General features: G+C 60.8%; 21 protein-coding genes and 1 pseudogene. 8 read left to right on the top strand and 14 right to left on the bottom strand.

The genetic code is table 11. The annotated features are described in order from the left end of the window. The first annotated feature begins 12 nt into the window (after window positions 1-12). Window positions 13-246, top strand: coding sequence for an oxidoreductase-like domain-containing protein (locus ABWQ00_RS01750; RefSeq protein WP_353236938.1), 234 nt, complete (start codon window positions 13-15; stop codon window positions 244-246). Between the two features lie 21 nt (window positions 247-267). Here ABWQ00_RS01750 and ABWQ00_RS01745 read toward each other — a convergent pair whose 3' ends face one another. From ABWQ00_RS01745 to ABWQ00_RS01730, 4 genes are read right to left on the bottom strand one after another with little or no spacing between them, the layout of a single operon-like run. Next, window positions 268-576 carry a HigA family addiction module antitoxin gene (locus ABWQ00_RS01745; protein ID WP_353236937.1) on the bottom strand — a complete coding sequence of 103 codons (309 nt, stop codon included), beginning with the start codon at window positions 574-576 and terminating at the stop codon, window positions 268-270. 10 nt (window positions 577-586) lie between these two features. Next, complete coding sequence (locus ABWQ00_RS01740; RefSeq protein ID WP_353236936.1) at window positions 587-865, bottom strand: type II toxin-antitoxin system RelE/ParE family toxin; 279 nt, start codon at window positions 863-865, stop codon at window positions 587-589. A gap of 51 nt (window positions 866-916) precedes the next feature. Continuing rightward, window positions 917-1,243: a thioredoxin family protein gene (locus tag ABWQ00_RS01735; RefSeq protein ID WP_353236935.1), complete on the bottom strand. Its 327-nt coding sequence runs from the start codon at window positions 1,241-1,243 to the stop codon at window positions 917-919. Beyond that, a complete protein-coding gene (locus ABWQ00_RS01730; protein WP_353236934.1) occupies window positions 1,240-2,175 on the bottom strand; it encodes a LysR family transcriptional regulator in 936 nt (311 codons plus the stop codon). The genes ABWQ00_RS01735 and ABWQ00_RS01730 overlap by 4 nt, the downstream gene beginning before the upstream one ends. A gap of 183 nt (window positions 2,176-2,358) precedes the next feature. Here ABWQ00_RS01730 and ABWQ00_RS01725 point away from each other — a divergent pair, with 183 nt between their 5' ends. Together ABWQ00_RS01725 and ABWQ00_RS01720 are read left to right on the top strand one after the other, a co-directional pair. Next, window positions 2,359-4,515, top strand: coding sequence for a thiamine pyrophosphate-dependent enzyme (locus ABWQ00_RS01725; protein WP_353236933.1), 2,157 nt, complete (start codon window positions 2,359-2,361; stop codon window positions 4,513-4,515). Window positions 4,516-4,540: 25 nt separating this feature from the next. After that, the gene (locus ABWQ00_RS01720; RefSeq protein ID WP_353236932.1) at window positions 4,541-6,118 is read left to right on the top strand and encodes an indolepyruvate oxidoreductase subunit beta family protein; all 1,578 of its coding nucleotides are present in this window, start codon (window positions 4,541-4,543) and stop codon (window positions 6,116-6,118) included. Window positions 6,119-6,130: 12 nt separating this feature from the next. On the opposite strand, the gene ABWQ00_RS01715 is transcribed toward ABWQ00_RS01720, so the two are convergent. The 10 genes and pseudogenes from ABWQ00_RS01715 to ABWQ00_RS01670 all read right to left on the bottom strand — a co-directional run bounded on the left by ABWQ00_RS01715 (window position 6,131) and on the right by ABWQ00_RS01670 (window position 15,831). Continuing rightward, window positions 6,131-6,778, bottom strand: coding sequence for a Crp/Fnr family transcriptional regulator (locus tag ABWQ00_RS01715; protein WP_353236931.1), 648 nt, complete (start codon window positions 6,776-6,778; stop codon window positions 6,131-6,133). 105 nt (window positions 6,779-6,883) lie between these two features. Further along, window positions 6,884-8,182 (bottom strand): glycerate kinase type-2 family protein, encoded by a 1,299-nt coding sequence (locus tag ABWQ00_RS01710; protein WP_353236930.1) that lies wholly within the window; start codon window positions 8,180-8,182, stop codon window positions 6,884-6,886. Between the two features lie 82 nt (window positions 8,183-8,264). Beyond that, window positions 8,265-9,224: pseudogene (locus ABWQ00_RS01705) on the bottom strand (Bug family tripartite tricarboxylate transporter substrate binding protein). Between the two features lie 86 nt (window positions 9,225-9,310). Then, complete coding sequence (locus tag ABWQ00_RS01700; protein WP_353236929.1) at window positions 9,311-10,018, bottom strand: alpha/beta fold hydrolase; 708 nt, start codon at window positions 10,016-10,018, stop codon at window positions 9,311-9,313. A gap of 25 nt (window positions 10,019-10,043) precedes the next feature. Then, on the bottom strand, window positions 10,044-10,436 hold the full coding sequence (locus ABWQ00_RS01695; RefSeq protein ID WP_353236928.1) for a VOC family protein: 393 nt from the start codon (window positions 10,434-10,436) through the stop codon (window positions 10,044-10,046). After that, window positions 10,433-11,374 (bottom strand): hydroxymethylglutaryl-CoA lyase, encoded by a 942-nt coding sequence (locus ABWQ00_RS01690; RefSeq protein ID WP_353236927.1) that lies wholly within the window; start codon window positions 11,372-11,374, stop codon window positions 10,433-10,435. Before ABWQ00_RS01690 ends, ABWQ00_RS01695 begins: the two co-directional genes overlap by 4 nt. After that, window positions 11,371-12,606, bottom strand: a complete 1,236-nt coding sequence (locus ABWQ00_RS01685; protein ID WP_353236926.1) for a CaiB/BaiF CoA transferase family protein — start codon at window positions 12,604-12,606, stop codon at window positions 11,371-11,373. The genes ABWQ00_RS01690 and ABWQ00_RS01685 overlap by 4 nt, the downstream gene beginning before the upstream one ends. 48 nt (window positions 12,607-12,654) lie before the next feature. Further along, entirely contained in the window at window positions 12,655-13,578 is a 924-nt protein-coding gene (locus ABWQ00_RS01680) for a LysR substrate-binding domain-containing protein (RefSeq protein ID WP_353236925.1), read from the bottom strand. 113 nt (window positions 13,579-13,691) lie between these two features. Beyond that, complete coding sequence (locus tag ABWQ00_RS01675) at window positions 13,692-14,681, bottom strand: tripartite tricarboxylate transporter substrate-binding protein (protein WP_353236924.1); 990 nt, start codon at window positions 14,679-14,681, stop codon at window positions 13,692-13,694. Between the two features lie 85 nt (window positions 14,682-14,766). Further along, entirely contained in the window at window positions 14,767-15,831 is a 1,065-nt protein-coding gene (locus ABWQ00_RS01670) for a tartrate dehydrogenase (RefSeq protein WP_353236923.1), read from the bottom strand. A gap of 102 nt (window positions 15,832-15,933) precedes the next feature. Here ABWQ00_RS01670 and ABWQ00_RS01665 point away from each other — a divergent pair, with 102 nt between their 5' ends. The 5 genes from ABWQ00_RS01665 (at window position 15,934) to ABWQ00_RS01645 (ending at window position 20,071) form a co-directional block, all read left to right on the top strand. Then, window positions 15,934-16,872 (top strand): LysR family transcriptional regulator, encoded by a 939-nt coding sequence (locus ABWQ00_RS01665; protein WP_353236922.1) that lies wholly within the window; start codon window positions 15,934-15,936, stop codon window positions 16,870-16,872. 111 nt (window positions 16,873-16,983) lie between these two features. Beyond that, the gene (locus ABWQ00_RS01660) at window positions 16,984-18,387 is read left to right on the top strand and encodes an 8-oxoguanine deaminase (protein WP_353236921.1); all 1,404 of its coding nucleotides are present in this window, start codon (window positions 16,984-16,986) and stop codon (window positions 18,385-18,387) included. A gap of 291 nt (window positions 18,388-18,678) precedes the next feature. Continuing rightward, window positions 18,679-18,948, top strand: a complete 270-nt coding sequence (locus ABWQ00_RS01655) for a prevent-host-death protein (protein WP_353236920.1) — start codon at window positions 18,679-18,681, stop codon at window positions 18,946-18,948. Between the two features lie 6 nt (window positions 18,949-18,954). Beyond that, window positions 18,955-19,269 carry a CcdB family protein gene (locus ABWQ00_RS01650; RefSeq protein WP_353236919.1) on the top strand — a complete coding sequence of 105 codons (315 nt, stop codon included), beginning with the start codon at window positions 18,955-18,957 and terminating at the stop codon, window positions 19,267-19,269. A gap of 199 nt (window positions 19,270-19,468) precedes the next feature. Beyond that, the gene (locus tag ABWQ00_RS01645) at window positions 19,469-20,071 is read left to right on the top strand and encodes a lysophospholipid acyltransferase family protein (protein WP_353236918.1); all 603 of its coding nucleotides are present in this window, start codon (window positions 19,469-19,471) and stop codon (window positions 20,069-20,071) included. The last annotated feature ends 85 nt before the right edge of the window (window positions 20,072-20,156 follow it).

The raw sequence follows: 20,156 nt of genomic DNA, 5'->3' as shown, positions 1-20,156 counted from the left end.
AGACAATACGGCATGAGCGCCGAGAACGAACACCCCATCATCGACCCCTATGCAGCCCAGCGCGCGTCCGTGCGCCGCGGCATTGCGCAATTTCAAGAACGCCTGCAGGCCGCCGGCCATGACTTCAGGGATCCACCACCCGAGCCCACCTCGTGCTGCGGGCGAGGTTGCAACGGTTGTGTGTGGGAAAGCTACGATGCGGCGCTGATGTTTTGGTACGAGGATGCTGGGGCTTTGCTGGCTTAAGGGCATCCAGCCCTCGTTGGATCAAACAGAGGCTGGCTGTTGGAACACCCGAATGCGTGGCGCAATCGTGTCAGTGAGCGTTCTCGCGGCCTGACGCATGTCGTACTCGGTTTGAAGGTTCAACCAAAACCGAGGCTCCATATTGAAAAACAGCCCCAAGCGCAAGGCAGTGTCTGCCGTAACGGGACGGTTCCCATTGACCAGATCGCTGATTCGGCTCGGCGAAACATCAATGTCAGCGGCCAGCTGACGCGCAGAAATGCCCATGGGCTTCATGAAGTCTTCCAACAAGATTTCACCAGGATGAATTTCGTCAAGTAATTCGGTCATCTTCAACTCCTCAGTGGTAGTCCACTATTTCGACTTGGTAAGCCCCGTTGTCGTGCCAGACAAAACAAATACGCCATTGGTCGTTGATCCGGATGCTGTGTTGTCCTTTTCGATCATCCTTCAAGGCCTCCAAGTGGTTACCGGGAGGGACTCTCAGACTGACCAATTCCGTGACAGCATGTAATTGCAAGAGCTTTCGCCGTGCCACCCTTTCGATTTTTCGGAAGCGGGGAACGGGCTGACTTTTGAACAAAGCTTCGGTATTGCCGCAGATGAACGAATGGATCATGTCTAAATTTTATTCCGCAATACGGAATCCGTCAAACGGATCTACTGTAAATCAGACCTCGGGCATCAAGTTCTGTATGACCTGCACGAATGCAGGCCTCACCAGCCGGCCCACTTCATGCCCATCGCGCAACAGCACCAGCGTGGGCCAGAGCTTGACCCGGTAACTGCGGCCCAGCGCACGGCCCGGCCCGTCTTCGATTTTGAGGTGCAGGCAGGGCGTCTGCGTGGCCAAAGCTTGCGCGATCAAGGGCTGAGCTGCACGGCAGTGGCCGCACCATTCGGTGCCAAACTCCAGCAGCACAATACCGGGCAGCGCCTGCACCTCGGCCAGGCTGGGCGCTTCGATGGCGCTCAAGTAAGGTTTGAAAGAGCTCATGGCTGGAACTCGATGGTGCTGAACAGTCGGGACACGGTGCCCCGCAACCACTGCAGGCAGGGATCTTTGTCAAAACGGGTGCTCCAATGCATCGACACGGTGAAGTCGCGCAGGGGCAACTCTGGCTCGATCAGGGCCAGCGCCCCGGCCTCGGCAAAGCCTTGCGCAAAAATGCGTGGCATCAAGACCGCCAAATCGCTGCTGCGCACAATGCCGGGCAGCGACAAGAAGTGGCTCACCGTCAGTCGCAAACGGTGCTGACAATGCATCAACTCGAGGATGCGCAGCGTGTCCGAGTGGGTGCGCACAGCGGCAAACTCCAACTCGGCCAGCAAAGCCTGTGCTGCTTCGGGCGCTGTACGTGCTTTTTCAAGTTGCGCCCAGCGCCGCGCCACCGGATGGCCTTGGCGCATCAGCACCACATAACGGTCATTGATCAAGGGTTGCTGCAAGGTGTCGCTCACCTCGGGCAAAAAACCCATCGCCAGGTCCAACTGGCCATTGTCCAGCGCGGGGGCAATTTTGTCGTGTGGCAGCGCCAAGGTTTCGAGCCGCATGCCTGGCGCGTGGCGTTGCAGCGCCAAGACCAGCTCGGGCAAAAAACGCGCCTCGCCAATGTCGCTCAGGTGCAGACGCAGCACGCGGGCCGAGCGCTGCGGGTCAAACACCTGCGAGACATTGAGCGCATCTTCAATGGTGCCCAGCGCCAATTGCACCGCCTGCGCCAGTCGGTCGGCCCGCGGGGTGGGCCGCACGCCCGCGCCGCTGCGCTCGAACAAGGCATCGCCCAGCACCGCCCGCAAACGCGCCAGGCCCTGGCTGGCCGCTGGCTGCGACATGCCCAGCTGGTGCGCGGCCAGGCTCACGCTGCGCGTGCGCCAGACCGCGTCAAACAAACGCAAGAGGTTCAGGTCCAGGTCTTTGATATTCATTTAGCGCATACCGTTTATTCGGAATATTTTATGCACTTATACGTAAAATGGTTTTGTCTGCCCCAATGCAGGAGCACACCCCGTGGGCGATGGTTTCTGAGGGCGTGTGACACGCCCATCGCCCACGGGGTGGGCTCCTACACAAAGGGAATGCCAGCGGGCGAATCAACGCAAGGAGCAGCTGTGGAAGTTTCATTTCACGAAGAAATCAAGGCCCTGCGCATGGGCGCGGGCAAGGTCTTTCATGGCGAGGGCATCCTGGCCATTACCAAGGGCCTGCTGCAGTCGGGCGTGAGTTATGTGGGCGGCTACCAAGGCGCGCCGGTCTCGCACTTGCTCGATGTGATGGTGCAGGCCAAGCCCTACATGGACGAGCTGGGCGTGCATGTGGAAGCCTGCTCGAACGAAGCGTCTGCTGCGGCCATGCTGGGCGCGTCCATTCACTACCCGATTCGCGGCGCAGTCACCTGGAAGTCGATTGTGGGCACCAACGTGGCGGCCGATGCGCTCTCCAATTTGTCATCGCCCGGCGTGACGGGCGGTGTGCTGATCGTGGTGGGCGAAGATTACGGCGAAGGCGCCAGCGTCATTCAAGAGCGCACGCACGCCTATGCGCTCAAGTCGGGCATGTGCCTGCTCGACCCCCGGCCCGAGCTGGGCCAGATGGTCAGCATGGTCGAGCATGGTTTCAGGTTGTCTGAAGCGTCCAACATGCCGGTGATGATGGAGCTGCGCATCCGCGCCTGCCATGTGCGCGGCCAGTTTGTGGCCAAGGACAACCAGGCCCCCAAGCTGTCCAAAAAACACTTGATCGACGAGCCCGCAGGCTTCAACTACATGCGCCTGGCGCACCCGCCTGTGACCTTTGCACAAGAAAAGCGCAAAGTCGAGCACCGCCTGCCCGCTGCCCGCCAATACATTGCCGAGCAGCGCCTGAACGAACACTTTGAAGGCACGACCCACCGCCACCTGGGCCTGATCGTGCAAGGCGGTCTTTACAACACGCTGATGCGCACCCTGCAGCAGTTCGACCTGGCCGATGCCTTTGGGGTGACCAGCTTGTCGGTGCTGGTGCTGAACGTGACCTACCCGCTGGTGCCCGACGAACTGGTGAATTTTTGCAAGGACAAATCGGCGGTGCTGCTGCTCGAAGAAGGCCAGCCCGAATACATCGAGCAAGAACTGGCCCTGATGCTGCGCCGCCTGGACCTGCAAACTCCGCTGCACGGCAAAGACATGCTGCCCTCGGGCGGCGAATACACCGCCGAGATCATGGCCCAAGGCCTGCTGAAGTTCTTGGACCGCCACCAAGCCGACGCCGTGCCCGAGGCCACACGCCAATGGCTGGCCACCAACGGCGAGCGCCGCCAGCAAGTGCAAACCCTTTTGGGCAGCCCTGTGCCCGCACGGCCGCCCGGCATGTGCATCGGTTGCCCCGAGCGGCCGGTGTTTTCTGCACTCAAACTGGCACAACAAGATGTGGGCCCGGTGCACATCGCAGGCGATATTGGCTGCCACGCACTGGCCACCTTTGAGCCTTTTTCTTTTGGCCACTCCATCCTGGGCTATGGCATGAGCCTGGCCAGCCGGGCGGGCGTGTCGCCCGTCATGAAGCGCCGCGTCCTGTCGGTGATGGGCGACGGCGGCTTCTGGCACAACGGCTTGCTCACCGGCGTGCAAAGTGCCTTGTTCAACGGCGACGACGCGGTGCTGCTGATTTTCAAAAACGGTTACACCTCGGCCACCGGCACGCAAGACATCATCAACACGCCGACCGACATCGCCAAGCAACTGGCGGGCGACAAACGCCAGAGCATGGTGCACACCAACCAGACCATCGAGTCCACCCTGAAAGGCCTGGGCGTGCAATGGCTGCGCACGGTGCACACCTATGAAGTGAGCCACATGCAGGCCACGCTGACCGAGGCCTTCACCACCGAGTTCCAGGGCCTGAAGGTGATCGTGGCCGAAGGCGAATGCCAGCTGGAGCGCCAGCGCCGCATCAAGCCCTGGCTGGCATCGCTATCGTCCAAAGGCGAACGGGTGGAACGTGTGAAATACGGCGTGGACGAGGACGTGTGCAACGGCGACCACGCTTGCATTCGCCTCTCGGGCTGCCCCACCCTCACGCTGAAAGACAACCCCGACCCGTTGAAAGTCGACCCGGTGGCCACCGTGATCGACGGCTGCGTGGGCTGCGGCCTGTGCGGCGAAAACGCGCATGCGGCCACGCTCTGCCCTTCTTTTTACCGCGCCGAAGTGGTGCAAAACCCCAAGCTGCACGAGCGTCTGTGGGCCCGCTGGCAAGGCCTGGCCACACGTTGGCTGCAACCTGCTTGAAACGCCCATTTCAGAGACTCACACCATGACCCAACCGATTTCCATTTTGCTGTGCGCTCTGGGCGGCGAAGGCGGCGGCGTGCTGGCCGACTGGCTGGTCGACGTGGCCCGCCACGCCGGCCACCCGGCGCAAGCCACCTCCATTCCCGGCGTGGCGCAACGCACCGGGGCCACCACCTATTACCTCGAGGTCTACCCCCTGCCGCACAGCCAGCTACAAGGCCGCTTGCCTGTGCTGGGCCTGAACCCGCTGCCGGGCAGGCTCGATGCGCTGGTGTCATCCGAGTTGCTGGAGACCGCACGCCAGATTGGCAACGGGCTGGCTTCAAACGACCGCACGCTGGTGATCAGCGCCTCATCGCGAGCGCTGACCACCGCCGAAAAAATGACCATGGGCGACGGCCGCCGCCCCGAAGGCCCGCTGCTCGATGTGGTGGCCGCGCACAGCCTGCGACACCATGTGATGGACATGGCCAGTCTGTGCCAGCAAAGCGGCACCATGGTCAGCGCCGTGATGCTGGGCGCCATTGCAGGCAGCGGCTTGCTGCCTTTTACACGCGGACATTACGAAACGGTGTTGGCAGGCCCGAGCAAAGCGGCGCAAGCCAGCATGCGCGGCTTTGCGCTGGCTTTTGATCTGGTCACGCGCCAACGCGAACAGGCGCAGTATGTCGAGCATGTGATGAAGCCTGCCTTGGCTGCTCCCTCTTCATCGGCTGCCCTGCCTGCCGATGTGGCCGCCAAGTTTCCAGCCGTGCTCCACCCCTTGATGGGCTTGGCACACCAACGATTGGTCGAGTACCAAGGCACCGCTTATGCCCGCCTGTATGTGCAGCGGCTCGAACGTTTGATGGCAACCGAATCCGCTTCAGCCAACGACACCTGCCCCGTCACGTTGGAGGCCACCCGCTGGTTGGCCTTGTGGATGGCGTTTGACGACATCATCCGCGTGGCCGATCTGAAAAGCCGCGCCAGCCGCTGGGACCGCGTGACGCAAGAAGTCAAGGCCCAAGATGGCGACGTGCTCAAGGTGTACGACCACTTCAAACCCGGCGTGCCCGAGTTGGCAGCCTTGTTGCCACAGGGCTTGGCCAACCGGCTGCTGCGCTGGGACCGGGCCCGCGTAACCCATGGCAAAACGCCTTGGTCCATGCCCCTGAAGGTGGCACGCCATGCGCTGTGGGGCATGGCCAGCTTGCGCCTCTTGGCCAGCCTGCGCGTGCTGCGCCCGCTGGGCAGCCGCTATGCCACCGAACAAGCCTTGATCGAAGAATGGTTGGGCGGCATCGAAGCCGCCACGCGCCTGTCACCCGCGCTGGGTCTGGAGCTGGCGCGTTGCGGACAGCTCATCAAAGGCTACGGCAGCACCAACGAGCGCGGCAAAGACAACCTGCTGCACATCCTGCGCCATGTGTGTGGCCCAGCCTCTCAAGTGCCTGTGGTCGAGCAAGCCGAGGCCGTGGCCCGCATCCGCAACGCAGCTTTGCAAGACGAAGCCGGTCAAGCGCTCGACCAGGCCTTGCTGCAACACGGTGCGCCAGCCCGCCCAGTCAAGGAACAACCCGTGCTGTGGATGAAAAATCCAAGGCTTAAAAAAGTCTGAAGCCTCAAGGACTCACACGCCGGCCAACTCGCGCAGGGCCTGCGGGTTAGGCAGGCCCAGCACGCGCCCGCCGCCGCTGATCAGCTGGCGATCGCGCAAATGGCGCAGCACGCGTGAAAACGTTTCTGGGGCGATGCCCAGTTGGGCGGCAATCGTGCGCTTGCGCTCCGTGAACTTCACGGCCAAGCCCCCCAAAAGTTCGTCCGGTTGGGCATGGCGCAACAGCCATTCGGCACAACGTGCATCGGCGTCTTTGGCCAAGCGGCTCACACCCATCTCGGTTTGTTGACGCTGCGAACGCGCCATGTCCATGAGCAGGTTTTTCGAGTCCTCCGGCAGCGCCTGCACCTGGGCCACAAAGTCCTGCACGGGCACGTTTTGCAATTGGATATCGGTTTCGGCCAGCGCATCGACCGCATGCGGCAAACCCAACAGACCCGAAGCCGCCTCCAGCCAGAACGGACCTTCGACCACACCCAGCTGATGGGCCATGACACCTTCGACCATCACCCCCAAGACCACCCGGCCCTGCAAAATGTGCAAGAGGTGTTCAACCGGTTCACCCCGGTGCAGCAACACGGTGCCTGCCGTCAGTGCAAAGGGCACAGTGCCCAGAGCGGCGGCAGAAAAAGGTGAATGGGGCAAGGTGTCGTCCAACATGATGGCCCCGAATGTGCCAGAGCACAGGACCTGCTGGTTTGACACACATCAACAGGGCGCAAGGCCATGGGCATCGCAGGCTTTCACAGCCTGCACCGAACCCCATCAGACCACCAGGATCGCCCGAAAATCGTTCACATTGGTGTGCGTGGGCCCGGTGATGACCAAGTCGCCCAAGGGCTCAAAGAAGCCATAAGCGTCGTTGCGCTGCAAATGATCGGCCACTTTATGCCCCAAAGCGGCAGCGCGCGACAGCGTATCGGGGGCCACTTGCGCCCCGGCGTTGTCTTCGATGCCGTCGATGCCGTCGGTGTCAGCCGCCAGTGCCCACACACCCGCTTGGCCTTGCAGGGCCTCCGCCAGGCCCATGCAAAACTCCCCTGCCCGCCCGCCGCGCCCGCGTGGCGTGCCCGCAAGCTGGGGCTTGATGGTCACGGTGGTTTCACCCCCACTCAAGATCACGCAGGGCTTGGTGAACGGCCCCAGACCCTTGGCAGCGGCACGGGCCAGCGCCGCGTGCACCTTGGCCACTTCGCGCGACTCGCCCTCGATCTCGTCGCTCAGGATGTAGGCATTCAGCCCCATGGCGCGCGCAGCAGCCGCTGCAGCCTCCAGCGACTGCTGGGGCGTGGCAATCATGTGCACGCTGTGTCCCGCAAACACCGGCGAGCCGGGCTTGGGTGTTTCCCAAACACCCGACTGCAAGGCCTGCAGCACCGAATCGGGCACGCTGATCGCATAACGCTTGAGAATGGCCAGCGCATCGGCGCAGGTGCTGGCATCCGGCACGGTGGGGCCACTGGCGATGATGGAGGGGTCGTCCCCCGGCACATCGCTGATGGTGAGCGTGACCACCCGCGCAGGCGCGCAAGCTGCCGCCAGGCGCCCGCCTTTGATGCGCGAGAGGTGTTTGCGCAGGCAGTTCATTTCAGAAATATTGGCCCCACTGGCCAACAGCTGGCGGTTGATGTCTTGCTTGATTTGCAAGTCCATGCCGTCAGCTGGCAAGGTCAGCAGCGACGAGCCGCCGCCCGAGATCAAGCACAGCACCAGATCGTCTGCGGTCAATCCTTGCGTGAGTTCCAAAATGCGCTCAGCCGCCTGCAAGCCCGCCGCATCGGGCACGGGGTGGGCTGCCTCGACCACTTCAACGCGCTCGGGCAAACCTGCCGGACGTGGCGGCGTGTGGCCGTAGCGGGTGACCACCAGACCCGACAGTGCCGCATCCAAAGGCCACAGGGCCTCGACCGCCTGCGCCATCGCGCCCCCGGCTTTGCCTGCACCCAGCACCAAGGTGCGCCCCTTGGGGGGTGTTGGCAAATGGGCGGCGGTGTTGTGCAGGGGCAAGGCACGCTGCACCGCCACATCGTAGAGGTGGCGCAACATGGTTTGGGGGTCGGTCATGGGTGTATCGGTTCAGGCCAAGAAAACCAGAGGATAAAGGGTTTCGCGCTTGCCAAAATCATGCCCATGGAGAGCAAGCCCTTCAATCGGCCGTGATCTTGGCTTCCTGGATCACACGACCCCAATAGGCCAACTCTTTGCGGGTGTAGTCGCCCAACTGTGCCGGCCCCATGTGCTCAATCAAAGTCCCCGCGTCTTCGGCTCGCTTTCTCAACTCTGGCGAGGTCAGAATCTTGGCGATCTCGGTGTTGAGCATTTGCACCACTTCGTTGGGTGTACCCGCAGGCGCATACAGGGCAAACCAAGAATCAAGCGTGAAATCCTTGAGGTCCACCTCGCGGGTGGTGGGCACCTGAGGCAATGAGCTCAGGCGTGTGGCGCTGGTGACCGCCACACCTTTGAGCTTGTCGGCCTTGATGTGTTGAACCACCGAGGCCGGCGTGGTGATGAAGAGGTCAACTTGGCCACCCAGCAAATCCTGCACCGCCGGTCCAGCGCCCTTGTAAGGCACATGGGTGATCGAGGTACCGGTCATCTGCTTGAAGAGTTCAGCCGCGATGTGGTGAATCGAGCCATTGCCCGATGAAGCATAGTTGAGTTTTCCCGGATTGGCCTTGGCAAAGGCGATCAGTTCGCGCATGTTGTTCACAGGCAAGTTACCTCTGATCGCAAACAATTGAGGCGCACGGGTGAGCAAGGAAACAGGTGCGAAATCCTTGATCGGATCCTAGCCCGTCTTGCTGAACAAATGCGGATTACCCACCTGGAAGCCGCTGTAGGCTAACAACAACGTGTAGCCATCTGGCCTGGCCTTGGCCACCAGTTGGTTGCCGATGTTGCCTGAGGCCCCTGGCTTGTTGTCCACCACCACCGCTTGTCCCAACGCTCGTGACAAGGGCTCGGCGATCAGCCGCGCCGTGAAATCGGTGGTGCCACCAGGTGCACTGGGCACCACGATGGTGATGGGCTTGTCCGGGAATTTCCCCTGGGCCATTGCGGCCTGACCACAAACCAGGGCCATCACGGCCCCTGCGGAGCTCATGATCCATTGACGTTTTTGCATGTTTGTCTCCTTGTGTGAAAAATAACGGAACAGAAAAGGACGGGGTGCAGCCTGGCGGTCACAACTCAATCGGTCGCACGCAACCATCGTGTCAGCGCGGATGTCACGGCTTCTGGTTGCTCGATCGTTGAGAGGTGGCCGCAGGACTCGATCACCTGCAGCTCAGCCCCGGGAACGCATGCGGCCATGGCCTCGTGGTCGGCCAACGGGGTGACAGGATCCTGCCGGCCACACATCACCAGTGTGGGAACGCGAACCTGCGCCAGATCGGCATGTGAATCGGGTCGGCCCAGCATGGCCGTCTGTTGGTTGAACTGCCCCACGGCACCCACACTGCGGGCCATGCCGCCCATCAATTCACCAAGTGCTGCGTTGCCGACATGGGCCGGCAACAACCAGCGTGATGGCAGCTCGGGAATCAGGGCCTCGATACCGCCCTGTCGCACCGTTGCGATGTCCTTGTGACGGCCTTCACGCCGCTGAGGGTGATCGGCCACCGCCGTGGTGTCGATGAGCACCAGACGTTCGATTCGGGGAAGTGCGCGGCGGATCGCTTCAAAAGCGACATAGCCGCCCAAGGACAAACCAATCCAGGTGAAGCGCTGGGGCATCGCCGATAGAACCTGCTCGGCCATGCCCGCCATCGAATCGTGTTCACGAAAAACGAACACACTGCAGTCGTACGCTGATTCAAGCGCCGCCAACTGATGCGCATAGAGCCTCTCGTCAGTCATGTGTGCGCAGGCCAGCGCCAATGCGGGTCGTCGGGTCATGGCAGTCTCACTTTCCAGGGAGTGCTCACGCCAACTCGGAGATTTCGATCAGGTTGAAGTCCGGGTCGCGAACATAAACCGAGCGGATTTTTTGTGTTGCCCCTGTGCGCATCACCGGCCCTTCAATGATCGGCCAAGGCGCGGCGTGCAAACGCTCGATCACTTGCGCCAAAGGAACCGAGGCGATGAAGCACAGATCCAATGCGCCAGGTACCGGCAGATGCGCCTTGGGCTCGAACTCTGAGCCCTGCACATGCAAATTGATCTTTTGGTTGCCAAACTTAAAAGCTCGGCGTTCGACAGGTGGCGTACCCCCAACGAAACTCTCAAGCTGCATACCCAGCACGCGGGTGTAAAAATCCACGCAAGCGGCTTCACGGGCAGTCGTCAACACCAGGTGGTCGAGGTGATCAATCATGAGAACTCCTTAATTAAGTGCGCCACCGATTCGGGCGCGGGATGCAAATCCGTGATCAGGCCACTCTTGGCTACCTGTCCTGGGACTTCGCGACCGACGATGGCAGGCAGCTGGCGTGCAATCGGCAGCAGGCGCTGAAGGTCGATGCCGGTGTCGCAGCCCATGGCATCGAGCATGTGAATGGCATCTTCGCTGCAGATGTTGCCGCTGGCCCCGGGCGCATAAGGGCATCCCCCCAGCCCGCCCAGCGAGCCATCGAAGCGGTCGATGCCCGACTGCACCGCCGCCAGTACGTTGGACAGGCCCATGCCACGGGTGTTGTGAAAGTGCAGCGTGAGCTGTAAGTCGGGGAACTTCTGGCGCAGGGCCTCGCACATGGCGGCCACCTGGCGTGGCTGCGCCATGCCGGTGGTGTCACAGATGGTCAAACCGCGCACACCCAGATCGGCAAAGCGCTGCGCCCAGCCCATCACTTCAGACTGCGGCACCTCACCTTCCATCGGGCAACCAAAACAAGCCGACAAAGACACATTGATGGGCACCTGCGCGCCAAAACGTTCGATCACTTCGCGCAGGGCGACGAAACTGTGTTCACGCGGCATGCGCAGATTCGCCAGGTTGTGCGTCTGCGAGGTGGACATGACCAGGTTGAACTCGTCTGGCTTCACCTCCATCGCCCGCTCGGCGCCGCGCAGATTGGGCACCAGCACGGTGTACTCGACCCCTGGCACCCGCTGGATGCGGCCCATCACCTCTTCGGCATCGCGCAGCATCGGAATGGCCTTGGCTGAGGTGAAAGAGGTCACCTCAATCTTGGCGTAGCCACACTGGCTCAAAGCATCGATCAGGGCAATCTTGGCTTCGGTGGCCACGAACTCGGGCTCCATCTGGAAACCGTCACGCGTGACCACCTCATTGAAATGAATCCGCTGTGTCATGCCTGACCTCCCACAATGCCGCGTTCGTGCAGCTCGGTAATTTGTTGCGGGCTCAAACCCATCTCCGCGAGGATCCGATCGGTGTCCTGCCCCAAGTGAGGTGCATTTCGCCGGTGGCTGCCCGGCGTGCGCGAGAGCTTGGGCACCACGCCCGGCACCACCAAGCTGCTGCCATTGTCCATCTGGACTTGCTGCAGCATGCCGCGCGCGGCGTAATGCGGATCGGTCGCGATGTCAGACACGCTGTATATTTTTCCGGCTGGCACCGAGGCCTGCTCCAGCGCCTCAAGGACCACCTGCACCGGGCGCTGCGCGGTCCAGGCACCAATCGCATCATCGAGCTCTTGCACCCGCGCCACACGCCCGGCGTTGTCGGCCAAGGTCGGATCAGCTGCCATATCGGGGCGGCCAATCAGGGCCATGAGCCGTTTGAAGATGCTGTCGCCATTGCCAGCGATGAGGGCATAAGCACCGTCTTGACAAAGGTAGGCGTTGGTGGGCGCGATGCCCGGCAACGCACTGCCCGCCGCTCCCCGCACCGCACCAAAGGCACTGAATTCGGGCAGCAGGCTTTCCATGCAGTTGAAGACAGCCTCGTAGAGCGCCACATCGATCACCTGACCTTGGCCGGTCGCATGCCGGTGCTGCAGCGCCAGCAAAATGCCAATGACGCCGTGCAGGGCCGCCAAAGTGTCACCGATGCTCACCCCCACCCGTACCGGGACACGGCCTGGCTCGGCCGTGAGGTGGCGCAAGCCGCCCATGGCCTCACCGATCACCCCAAAGCCGGGACGGTTGCGGTATGGACCTGTCTGTCCGTAGCCACTGATGCGCAGCACGATCAGGCGCGGGTTGCTGGCCACCAGATCTTCCGGTGCCAGCCCCCAGCCTTCCATGGCGCCGGGGCGAAAATTCTCGATCAAGACATCGGCTTCCTGGGCCAGTTGGCGCACCAGGGCTTGCCCTTCTGGCATGCGCAGGTCCAGCGCCAGCGAGCGCTTGTTGCGCGACTGCACTTGCCACCAGACCGAGGTATCGTCCTTGAGCATGCGCCATTTGCGCAGCGGGTCACCGCTGACGGGGGGCTCGATCTTGATGACCTCGGCACCGAAGTCGGCCAGGGTCTTGGCGGCGAAGGGGCCAGCAATCAGTTGACCCAACTCCAACACCTTCAAACCTGCCAAGGCACTGGGTGGGACCGATGCATGGGAAGATGGCTTTTGCGTATTCATACCCCGCAGTGTGCCGCGCAGGAGGGAAGGGGTCTATTTATTCCTTGATCAGTCAGCCTTCGCATTTTGCGAAGGCATATGCAGAAAATCCCTGAATTTTTGGACGACCGAATCGGCTTCCTTGGGGATCGCCACTTTCAGGCGCCGATGCGCCCAGGCATCGGTCAGAGGGCGCCAACCCAGCTTCATGGCTCGAACAATGGGCATCGCCGCCCGTTTGGGCAACAAAGCAATCCCCAAACCCGACACGACCATGTGACCCACGGCATCAAAGCTGCGCACCTGCATGCGCAATTTCAAAGTCCTACCCGCCGCCATGGCTGCACTTTGCTGCTGCTGCAACAGGGCGGCACCCGGGTTCAGACTGATCCAAGATTCGTCCAAGGTGTCCACAAAAGTGACCGCTGATTGGGCCATCAAGACATGGTCGCGCGGCAGGATCAACACCAACTCATCCATGCGGAAGTCCCGTACATCCAAACCCTCCGTATGCGGACCCTCTACAAAAACACCCACATCGGCTCGCCCCTCCCGCAAGGCCAACACCACCTGTTCCGAAACTTGCTCCTCCAAATCTATTTGCAGTTCTGGATGCAGGCCGCTGTACTCGGCGATCAAAGGGGGTAAAAACTGGTTGATGGCCGCTGTTCCCGCAAACAGCCTCAAATGCCGTACAACGCCCAGTTGCAAATCGGCCAATTCGGTCACCAAACCCTCCATTTCCTGCAGCAGTGTCAGGCCACGTCGCATGAAGATGCGCCCTGCTGCCGTCATGGTCAAGCCACGCGAATGCCGATCAAACAACTGGCACCCGATGGCGGCTTCCAACTCCCTTAGGCGACGACTGGCTGCTGGCAAGACCAGGTTGCAGTGACGCGCGGCCGTGGTCAGACTGCCCGTCTGAGCACACAGCACGGTCAATCGTATAGACACAAAATCGAATCTGGCCAGGTTGTAAACGGGTGATGCCATGGCGAAGCCTCAGGAAGATGCAAATCAATGCATTTTGACCTGAGGCCCATCCAACAAGCCGATGTCATCAGTGCCTGACCAGACACACGACAACATCAGCGTTCATGAACACCTCAATCCGCGTAAACGCCAGCAGCCCTGATGACTGGTGCCCACTTGGCCACTTCAGACATCACAAAATTTTTGTGCCCTGCAGGGTCATTGCGTGCATCTGTGATCACGGTGGCGCCACCCCCTTCTTGTTTGCGGATGAAGTCCGGGTCTTTGACGGCCGCCTTCAGGGCGTCATTGAGTTTCCTCAAGACCGGCGCAGGTGTGCCCTTGGGGGCGTACAAGCCTTGCCAGATGGTGACTGAAAAGTCCTTGAGTCCAGCCTCTTGCATGGTGGGTGAGTCTTTGAGGGCCGCGGCCGTCAATCGGGTGGGCGTGGTCACTGCGAATGACTTGACCTTTTTGCCTTCGATCTGCGGGATCGTGGTGGTGGTCTGATCGCACATCAAGTCGACCTGCCCGCCAATCAAATCGGTCATCGCAGGTGCTGTGCCTTTGTAGGGCACCGAAGTCATGTCCACCTTGATGGTGGATTGGAACAACATGCCGCACAGGTGCGAGGCCGATCCGGGCCCGGCGTTCGCGATGTTGATCTTGCCCTTGTTGGCTTGAATCCACCCCAACAGCTCGGTCATGTTGTTGGCTGGCAAACTGGGACGACCGATCAGGTTCATCGGGTTTTCGCTGACCAGACCGATGTACTCAAAGTCTCTTTCCACGTTGTAAGGCAAGTTGCGGAAAAAAGTGGGCAAGGTGGCCTGAGCAATGTGGGTGAACAGCAGCGTGTAGCCGTCGGCTGGGGCTTTGGCCACTTTGTTCGCGCCGATCGAGCCCGATGCACCTGCCGCATTGTCGATGACGATGCTGTGGCCACCCATGAACTTGCTCATGGATTGGGCCAAGTCACGCGCCGCCTTGTCGGTTGGGCCACCCGCCGCATAGGGCAAAACGAAGGTGATGGATTTGTTGGCGACAGGGTAATCCTGCGCCATCACATTGACAGAGGCCATGGCCGCACAGGCCAAGGCGATGGAGAGGAACTTGGAGCTCATGTTCAAACCTTTCGTGAGTAAGGGACGCAAAAAAATCGATCGGCCTTGCCAATGGCATGCGACGCAAAAAACGGAGGCAAAGACATCAAACCAAGGCCTTGCAAACGGCCGCCGTGACTTCGGCGGTGCGGGCTTTGCCACCCAAATCGCCGGTGTGCAATGCGGGATTGGCCGTGACGCTCTCGATGACGGCCATCAAGCGCTGCGCAGCGGCAGGCTCGCCAATGTGCTCAAGCAACATGACCACCGACCAGAACGTACCTACCGGGTTGGCCAAGCCCTTGCCCATGATGTCAAAGGCCGAGCCATGGATGGGTTCAAACATGCTGGGGTAGCGGCGCTCGGGGTCGATGTTGCCGGTGGGCGCAATGCCCAAGCTGCCCGCCAACGCGGCTGCCAGATCGCTCAGAATGTCGGCATGCAGGTTAGTGGCCACGATGGTGTCCAGGGTCGCCGGACGGTTGACCATGCGGGCCGTGGCAGCGTCCACCAATTCCTTGTCCCACTTCACGTCGGGGAACTCTTTGGACACCTGCACGGCGATCTCGTCCCACATGACCATGGCATGGCGCTGGGCATTGCTCTTGGTCACCACCGTCAGCAGTTGGCGTGGGCGCGACTGGGCCAACTTGAAGGCGTAGCGCAAGATGCGCTCCACCCCGGTGCGGGTCATGATGGACACATCGGTGGCCGCCTCGATCGGATGGCCTTGGTGCACACGACCGCCCACGCCCGAGTATTCGCCTTCGGAGTTTTCGCGCACGATGACCCAGTCCAGGTCCTTGGGGGTGCAGCGCTTCAAGGGCGCGTCGATGCCGGGCAGGATGCGCGTGGGACGCACGTTGGCGTACTGGTCAAAGCCCTGGCAAATTTTCAGGCGCAGGCCCCACAGGGTGATGTGATCGGGAATGTGCGGGTCACCGGCCGAGCCGAACAGGATGGCATCTTTGTCACGCAAGGCATCCAAGCCATCGGCGGGCATCATCACGCCGTGCTGGCGGTAGTAGTCACCACCCCAGTCAAAATTTTCAAACTCAAACGTGAATTGGCCACAGGCTTTGGCCAAGGCTTGCATGACTTCTTGCCCTGCGGGAACGACTTCTTTGCCAATGCCGTCTCCGGGGATGGTGGCGATGCGGTAATTTTTCATGGGGTACTGCGTTGAAAAGGAAAAAATCAAGGGTTCATTGTGTGACGTCAAACTCTCAACAAAAGCCATAAAATTCAATTCATCGTTAACTTTAATTCAACAATGGAACCCCGCCTGCAAGCCGCCGATCTGGGCTTTTTTTCCGCTTTGGCCATGGCCGGAAGTTTGAGCGCAGCCGCGCGAGAGATGCACATCACGACCGCCGCCGTCAGCAAACGCCTGTCGCAAATGGAGTCGCGCCTGGGTGTGCCCCTGGTCAACCGCACCACAAGGCGCATGAGCCTGACGGTGGAAGGCGAAACCGTGCTGCGCCACGCACGCAGCATCCTGGCCGAGATGGCCGACCTGGAGCAGCAGCTCGGTGCCAGCCGCTCCACGCCCAGCGGCCTGTTGCGGGTCAATGCGACCTTGGGTTTTGGGCGCAGCCACATCGGTCCGCTGATCAGCCGCTTTGTCCAGCAATACCCGCAAGTCGATGCACAGCTGCAGTTGTCGGCAGACCCTCCGTCACTCACCGACGATGCCTTTGATGTCTGCATCCGCTTTGGTCCACCGCCTGACACACGCGTCATCGCACGCAAAATTGCCGACAACCAACGGCTGCTGTGCGCATCACCGGCCTATGTCGCCCTGCATGGCGAGCCCAAAACACCCGCCGACCTGGCTCAGCACAACTTCATCAGCATTCGCCAAGGGGGGGAGGCTTATGGGGTGATCAAACTCGCCAAAGGCAGGCAGGGCAAAGCCGAGACGGTCAAAACACGCGGCAATTTGACCACCAACGACGGCAGCATTGCCGTGCAATGGGCGCTGGACGGTCACGGCATCTTGCTGCGTGCGGAATGGGACATCCGGCACCATTTGGCGCAAGGCCAACTGATTCAATTGATGCCCCAGTTCCACACACCCGATGCCGACATCTATGCCATTTACCCTGCGCAACACAAGTCTGCGGCCAGGGTCAGGGCCTTTATGGACTTTGTGGCCGAAGCGTTCAAGACAGCACGCACGGAACGCCCACCCCGCACCCCTAAAATCTGAGCTTCAGCACAGCCCGGTACGCTCGGCAACGCGGTGCTCGCCCTCCCCGCCTCGTGCGGACATCAGGGGATTCGGCCGCGACTTGTTTCACCACTCGCCCAGGACAAGTCCATGCCCACTTTGCTGATCCACCGCGCCCGCTGCATCGCCACACAAGACGATGCCAACACCGAACTGAAAGACGCCTCACTTCTGATCCGCGACGGCCGCATCGAGCGCATCATCCCGGCCAGTGAAAACGTCGACGAGCTGCTCACGCAAGTGGACGAGGTAATCGACGCTCGCCACCATGTGGTGGTGCCTGGCCTGATTAACACGCACCACCACATGTACCAGTCACTGACGCGGGCGATACCGGGCGTGCAAAACGCCGAGCTGTTCAGTTGGCTGAAGGGCCTGTACCCGATCTGGGTGGGCCTCACGCCCGAAATGGTGCGTGTATCAGGTCAAGTGGCCATGGCCGAGCTGCTGCTGAGCGGCTGCACCACCAGCAGTGACCACCTCTACATTTACCCCAATGGCGTGCGGCTGGACGACAGCATCGAAGCGGCGCACACCATCGGCATGCGCTTCACCGCCACACGCGGCAGCATGAGCGTGGGCGAGAGTCAAGGCGGTTTGCCACCCGACCGCGTGGTCGAGCAAGAGCCCGCCATCCTGAAAGAAACCCAGCGCTTGATCGAGACTTGGCACGACGCGAGCTTTGGCTCGATGACGCATGTGGCCGTGGCCCCCTGCTCGCCCTTCAGCGTGAGCCAAGACCTGATGCGTGAATCGGCCAAGCTGGCCCGCGCCCACGGCGTGCGCCTGCACACCCACTTGGCCGAAAACGACCACGACATTGCCTATACGAAAGAAAAATTCAATTGCACCCCAGCGCAATACGCGCAAGATTTGGGTTGGGTGGGTGAGGATGTGTGGCACGCCCACGGTGTGAAGCTGGACGAAGATGGCACCTACCTGTTCGCCAAAACCCGCACCGGCATCGCCCACTGCCCCTGCAGCAATATGCGCTTGGCCAGCGGCATCTTGCCGCTGCGCAAAATGCTGAACGCCGGTGTTCCAATTGGCCTGGGTGTGGACGGCAGCGCCAGCAACGACGCGGCGCACTTGCTGAACGAAGCCCGCCAGGCCATGCTGCTGGCGCGTGTGGGCCGCGCTTTAGAGCCGTTTGGTTGTGACCACGGCCCCGCCGAGATGACACCCCGCGACGCCCTGCGCTTGGCCACACGCGGCGGCGCCGAGGTGTTGGGCCGCGCCCATGAGTTGGGGCAAATTAAAGCGGGCTATTGCGCCGACATCGCCCTGTTCCGCACCGACACGCTCAGCATGGCGGGCGGCGCGGTGCACGATCCGGTGGGGGCGCTCTTGCTGTGCGCGAGCGACAACGCCGACTACACCCTCGTGAATGGCCGCGTGGTGGTGCGTCAAGGCCAGATCACCACCGTGGACATGGGGCCACTGATCGAGCGTCACAACCAGCTGGCGATGCAACTCGCCTTAGCTGTGAGTTGAACTAAGCGGACATACCCGCCAGCTCAACAGATTTGTAAAGCTTGAAGTTGCGCATGACCGTTTACATGCGCTCGGTTTAGGTCTGCTTGAATTCTGACGGCGCACACGCCAATTGCGTGCTGAGCTTGGCCAGTTGCTCAGGGCGTGATGCGTCACCATCGGATCGCGCCAATGCACATGCCGAAGATGCCAATTTGCTGTCCAAAAGTTCCACACACGAAGGCTTCGATGGATGCTGTGTCGGCTCTTGTTGTGCTTTAGCTAAAATAGCCATTTATCGGAGTTCACGCCATGCAAATCACCGCCACAGAAGCCAAAAACCGTTTTGGCAGCATTTGTGCTCTCGCCAAGCGTGAGCCTGTTTTTGTGGAAAAGGCGGGCCAGATCGATACCGTCATCCTGTCAGCCGATCACTACCGCGCTTTGCAAGCCAATCAAAACAACACCAGCCTGGCGACGCGAAAAAAAGAATTTGAAAATGAATTTCGTGACTGGATTGCAGCTCAAAACAGCTGGGTCGAAAAACACGGTATCCCGGGTGCAGACCTGCGCCCTTGGTGAACCGCGATGGCTCAGTTTGACGTTTATGTGAACCCCAGTAAAAGCGCTGCAAACGGCATTCCTTTTGTGGTTGTGGTGCAAAGCGACTTGCTTGATGCTTTGGCCACGCGCTTGAGCATCCCTTTGGCCTCCATTGAATTTTCTGAAAAATCTCCGGAAAAACTTTGCCCAATGGTCATGGTCAATGGCCAAAGCCTGCGTGCCTTGGCACACTATTCAGCGCCCTTGCCCACGCGCAGTTTGCGCGAACGGGTGGGCAATTTGGCACCGCAAGCCAGCCTTTTGATTGCAGCAATGGACGTGGTGGTCTCAGGTGTTTAAGCAGGACACTCGAATTGAGTGTGCGGTGTGGACCCCGTATCCAGTGGCCAGGTGCTTGGAATGGCGGTGTTGATGGACGCTATGGAGCGCTAACGTCAAAATTGGCAGTGTTGACAAAATTGGCAGACATAATCGGTGCATCCCGAGCCATGCACGCCCGTGTGTCGCACTCGCCAACTTCTGATGACCGACCTGCGCCATGCACCGCACCATTTTTGACACCCACATCGTCAACACCGCCCTTCGCGGCATATCGTTGGCATTTCTCAAAGTCACAGGCTGGAAGGTCGAGGGCAGTTTGCCTGCCGGTGTCACCAAATGCGTGGTCATTGCGGCGCCGCACACCAGCAACTGGGACCTGCCCTACACCCTGATGGTGGCGTATGTCTTGCGCCTGCAGATTTACTGGATGGGCAAAAGCAGCATCTTCTCTTTCCCCTTTGGCCCGGTCATGCGCTGGCTGGGCGGCATTGCGGTCAACCGCTCGCAAGCCTCCAACCTGGTGGACTCCTGCGCACAAGAATTGGTCAAAGCCGAAGGCTCGGTACACCTGGTGGTGCCCCCCGAAGGCACCCGCAGCAAAACCCGTTACTGGAAAACCGGCTTTTATTACATCGCGCTGCAAGCGCAGGTGCCCATCGTGATGGCCTACATGGACTATTCGCGCAAGCTCAGTGGCCTGGGGCCTTTGTTTTACCCCACGGGCGACATCGAGAAAGACATGATCGCCATCAAGGCGTTTTATGCCCCATTCAAGGGCAAGAACGCAGAGCAGTTCGAGACGCCGCCCGAAAACCCCTGAGCCTTGAAACTCAAGGCCACTCATGGGCCTTGACTGCGGCAGATCGGTCAACGTCGACATGGCTACTCGGGGCCATGTCGCTTGT

Origin of the sequence: Limnohabitans sp., assembly GCF_040400975.1 — a bacterium.
Taxonomy (GTDB): Bacteria; Pseudomonadota; Gammaproteobacteria; order Burkholderiales; family Burkholderiaceae_C; genus Limnohabitans_A.
Note: the sequence above shows the minus strand (reverse complement) of the source record. Positions and strands in the feature narration are given on the sequence as shown.

What these genes read in the sequence shown, in the direction of transcription:
- ABWQ00_RS01675 (WP_353236924.1), bottom strand. Translation starts at nt 14,681, where the DNA reads ATGAGCTCCAAGTTCCTCTCCATCGCCTTGGCCTGTGCGGCCATGGCC.
- ABWQ00_RS01680 (WP_353236925.1), bottom strand. Translation starts at nt 13,578, where the DNA reads ATGGCATCACCCGTTTACAACCTGGCCAGATTCGATTTTGTGTCTATA.
- ABWQ00_RS01670 (WP_353236923.1), bottom strand. Translation starts at nt 15,831, where the DNA reads ATGAAAAATTACCGCATCGCCACCATCCCCGGAGACGGCATTGGCAAA.
- ABWQ00_RS01740 (WP_353236936.1), bottom strand. Translation starts at nt 865, where the DNA reads ATGATCCATTCGTTCATCTGCGGCAATACCGAAGCTTTGTTCAAAAGT.
- ABWQ00_RS01660 (WP_353236921.1), top strand. Translation starts at nt 16,984, where the DNA reads ATGCCCACTTTGCTGATCCACCGCGCCCGCTGCATCGCCACACAAGAC.
- ABWQ00_RS01650 (WP_353236919.1), top strand. Translation starts at nt 18,955, where the DNA reads ATGGCTCAGTTTGACGTTTATGTGAACCCCAGTAAAAGCGCTGCAAAC.
- ABWQ00_RS01735 (WP_353236935.1), bottom strand. Translation starts at nt 1,243, where the DNA reads ATGAGCTCTTTCAAACCTTACTTGAGCGCCATCGAAGCGCCCAGCCTG.
- ABWQ00_RS01710 (WP_353236930.1), bottom strand. Translation starts at nt 8,182, where the DNA reads ATGACCGACCCCCAAACCATGTTGCGCCACCTCTACGATGTGGCGGTG.
- ABWQ00_RS01715 (WP_353236931.1), bottom strand. Translation starts at nt 6,778, where the DNA reads ATGTTGGACGACACCTTGCCCCATTCACCTTTTTCTGCCGCCGCTCTG.
- ABWQ00_RS01665 (WP_353236922.1), top strand. Translation starts at nt 15,934, where the DNA reads ATGGAACCCCGCCTGCAAGCCGCCGATCTGGGCTTTTTTTCCGCTTTG.
- ABWQ00_RS01655 (WP_353236920.1), top strand. Translation starts at nt 18,679, where the DNA reads ATGCAAATCACCGCCACAGAAGCCAAAAACCGTTTTGGCAGCATTTGT.
- ABWQ00_RS01720 (WP_353236932.1), top strand. Translation starts at nt 4,541, where the DNA reads ATGACCCAACCGATTTCCATTTTGCTGTGCGCTCTGGGCGGCGAAGGC.
- ABWQ00_RS01695 (WP_353236928.1), bottom strand. Translation starts at nt 10,436, where the DNA reads ATGATTGATCACCTCGACCACCTGGTGTTGACGACTGCCCGTGAAGCC.
- ABWQ00_RS01750 (WP_353236938.1), top strand. Translation starts at nt 13, where the DNA reads ATGAGCGCCGAGAACGAACACCCCATCATCGACCCCTATGCAGCCCAG.
- ABWQ00_RS01645 (WP_353236918.1), top strand. Translation starts at nt 19,469, where the DNA reads ATGCACCGCACCATTTTTGACACCCACATCGTCAACACCGCCCTTCGC.
- ABWQ00_RS01685 (WP_353236926.1), bottom strand. Translation starts at nt 12,606, where the DNA reads ATGAATACGCAAAAGCCATCTTCCCATGCATCGGTCCCACCCAGTGCC.
- ABWQ00_RS01730 (WP_353236934.1), bottom strand. Translation starts at nt 2,175, where the DNA reads ATGAATATCAAAGACCTGGACCTGAACCTCTTGCGTTTGTTTGACGCG.
- ABWQ00_RS01745 (WP_353236937.1), bottom strand. Translation starts at nt 576, where the DNA reads ATGACCGAATTACTTGACGAAATTCATCCTGGTGAAATCTTGTTGGAA.
- ABWQ00_RS01690 (WP_353236927.1), bottom strand. Translation starts at nt 11,374, where the DNA reads ATGACACAGCGGATTCATTTCAATGAGGTGGTCACGCGTGACGGTTTC.
- ABWQ00_RS01700 (WP_353236929.1), bottom strand. Translation starts at nt 10,018, where the DNA reads ATGACCCGACGACCCGCATTGGCGCTGGCCTGCGCACACATGACTGAC.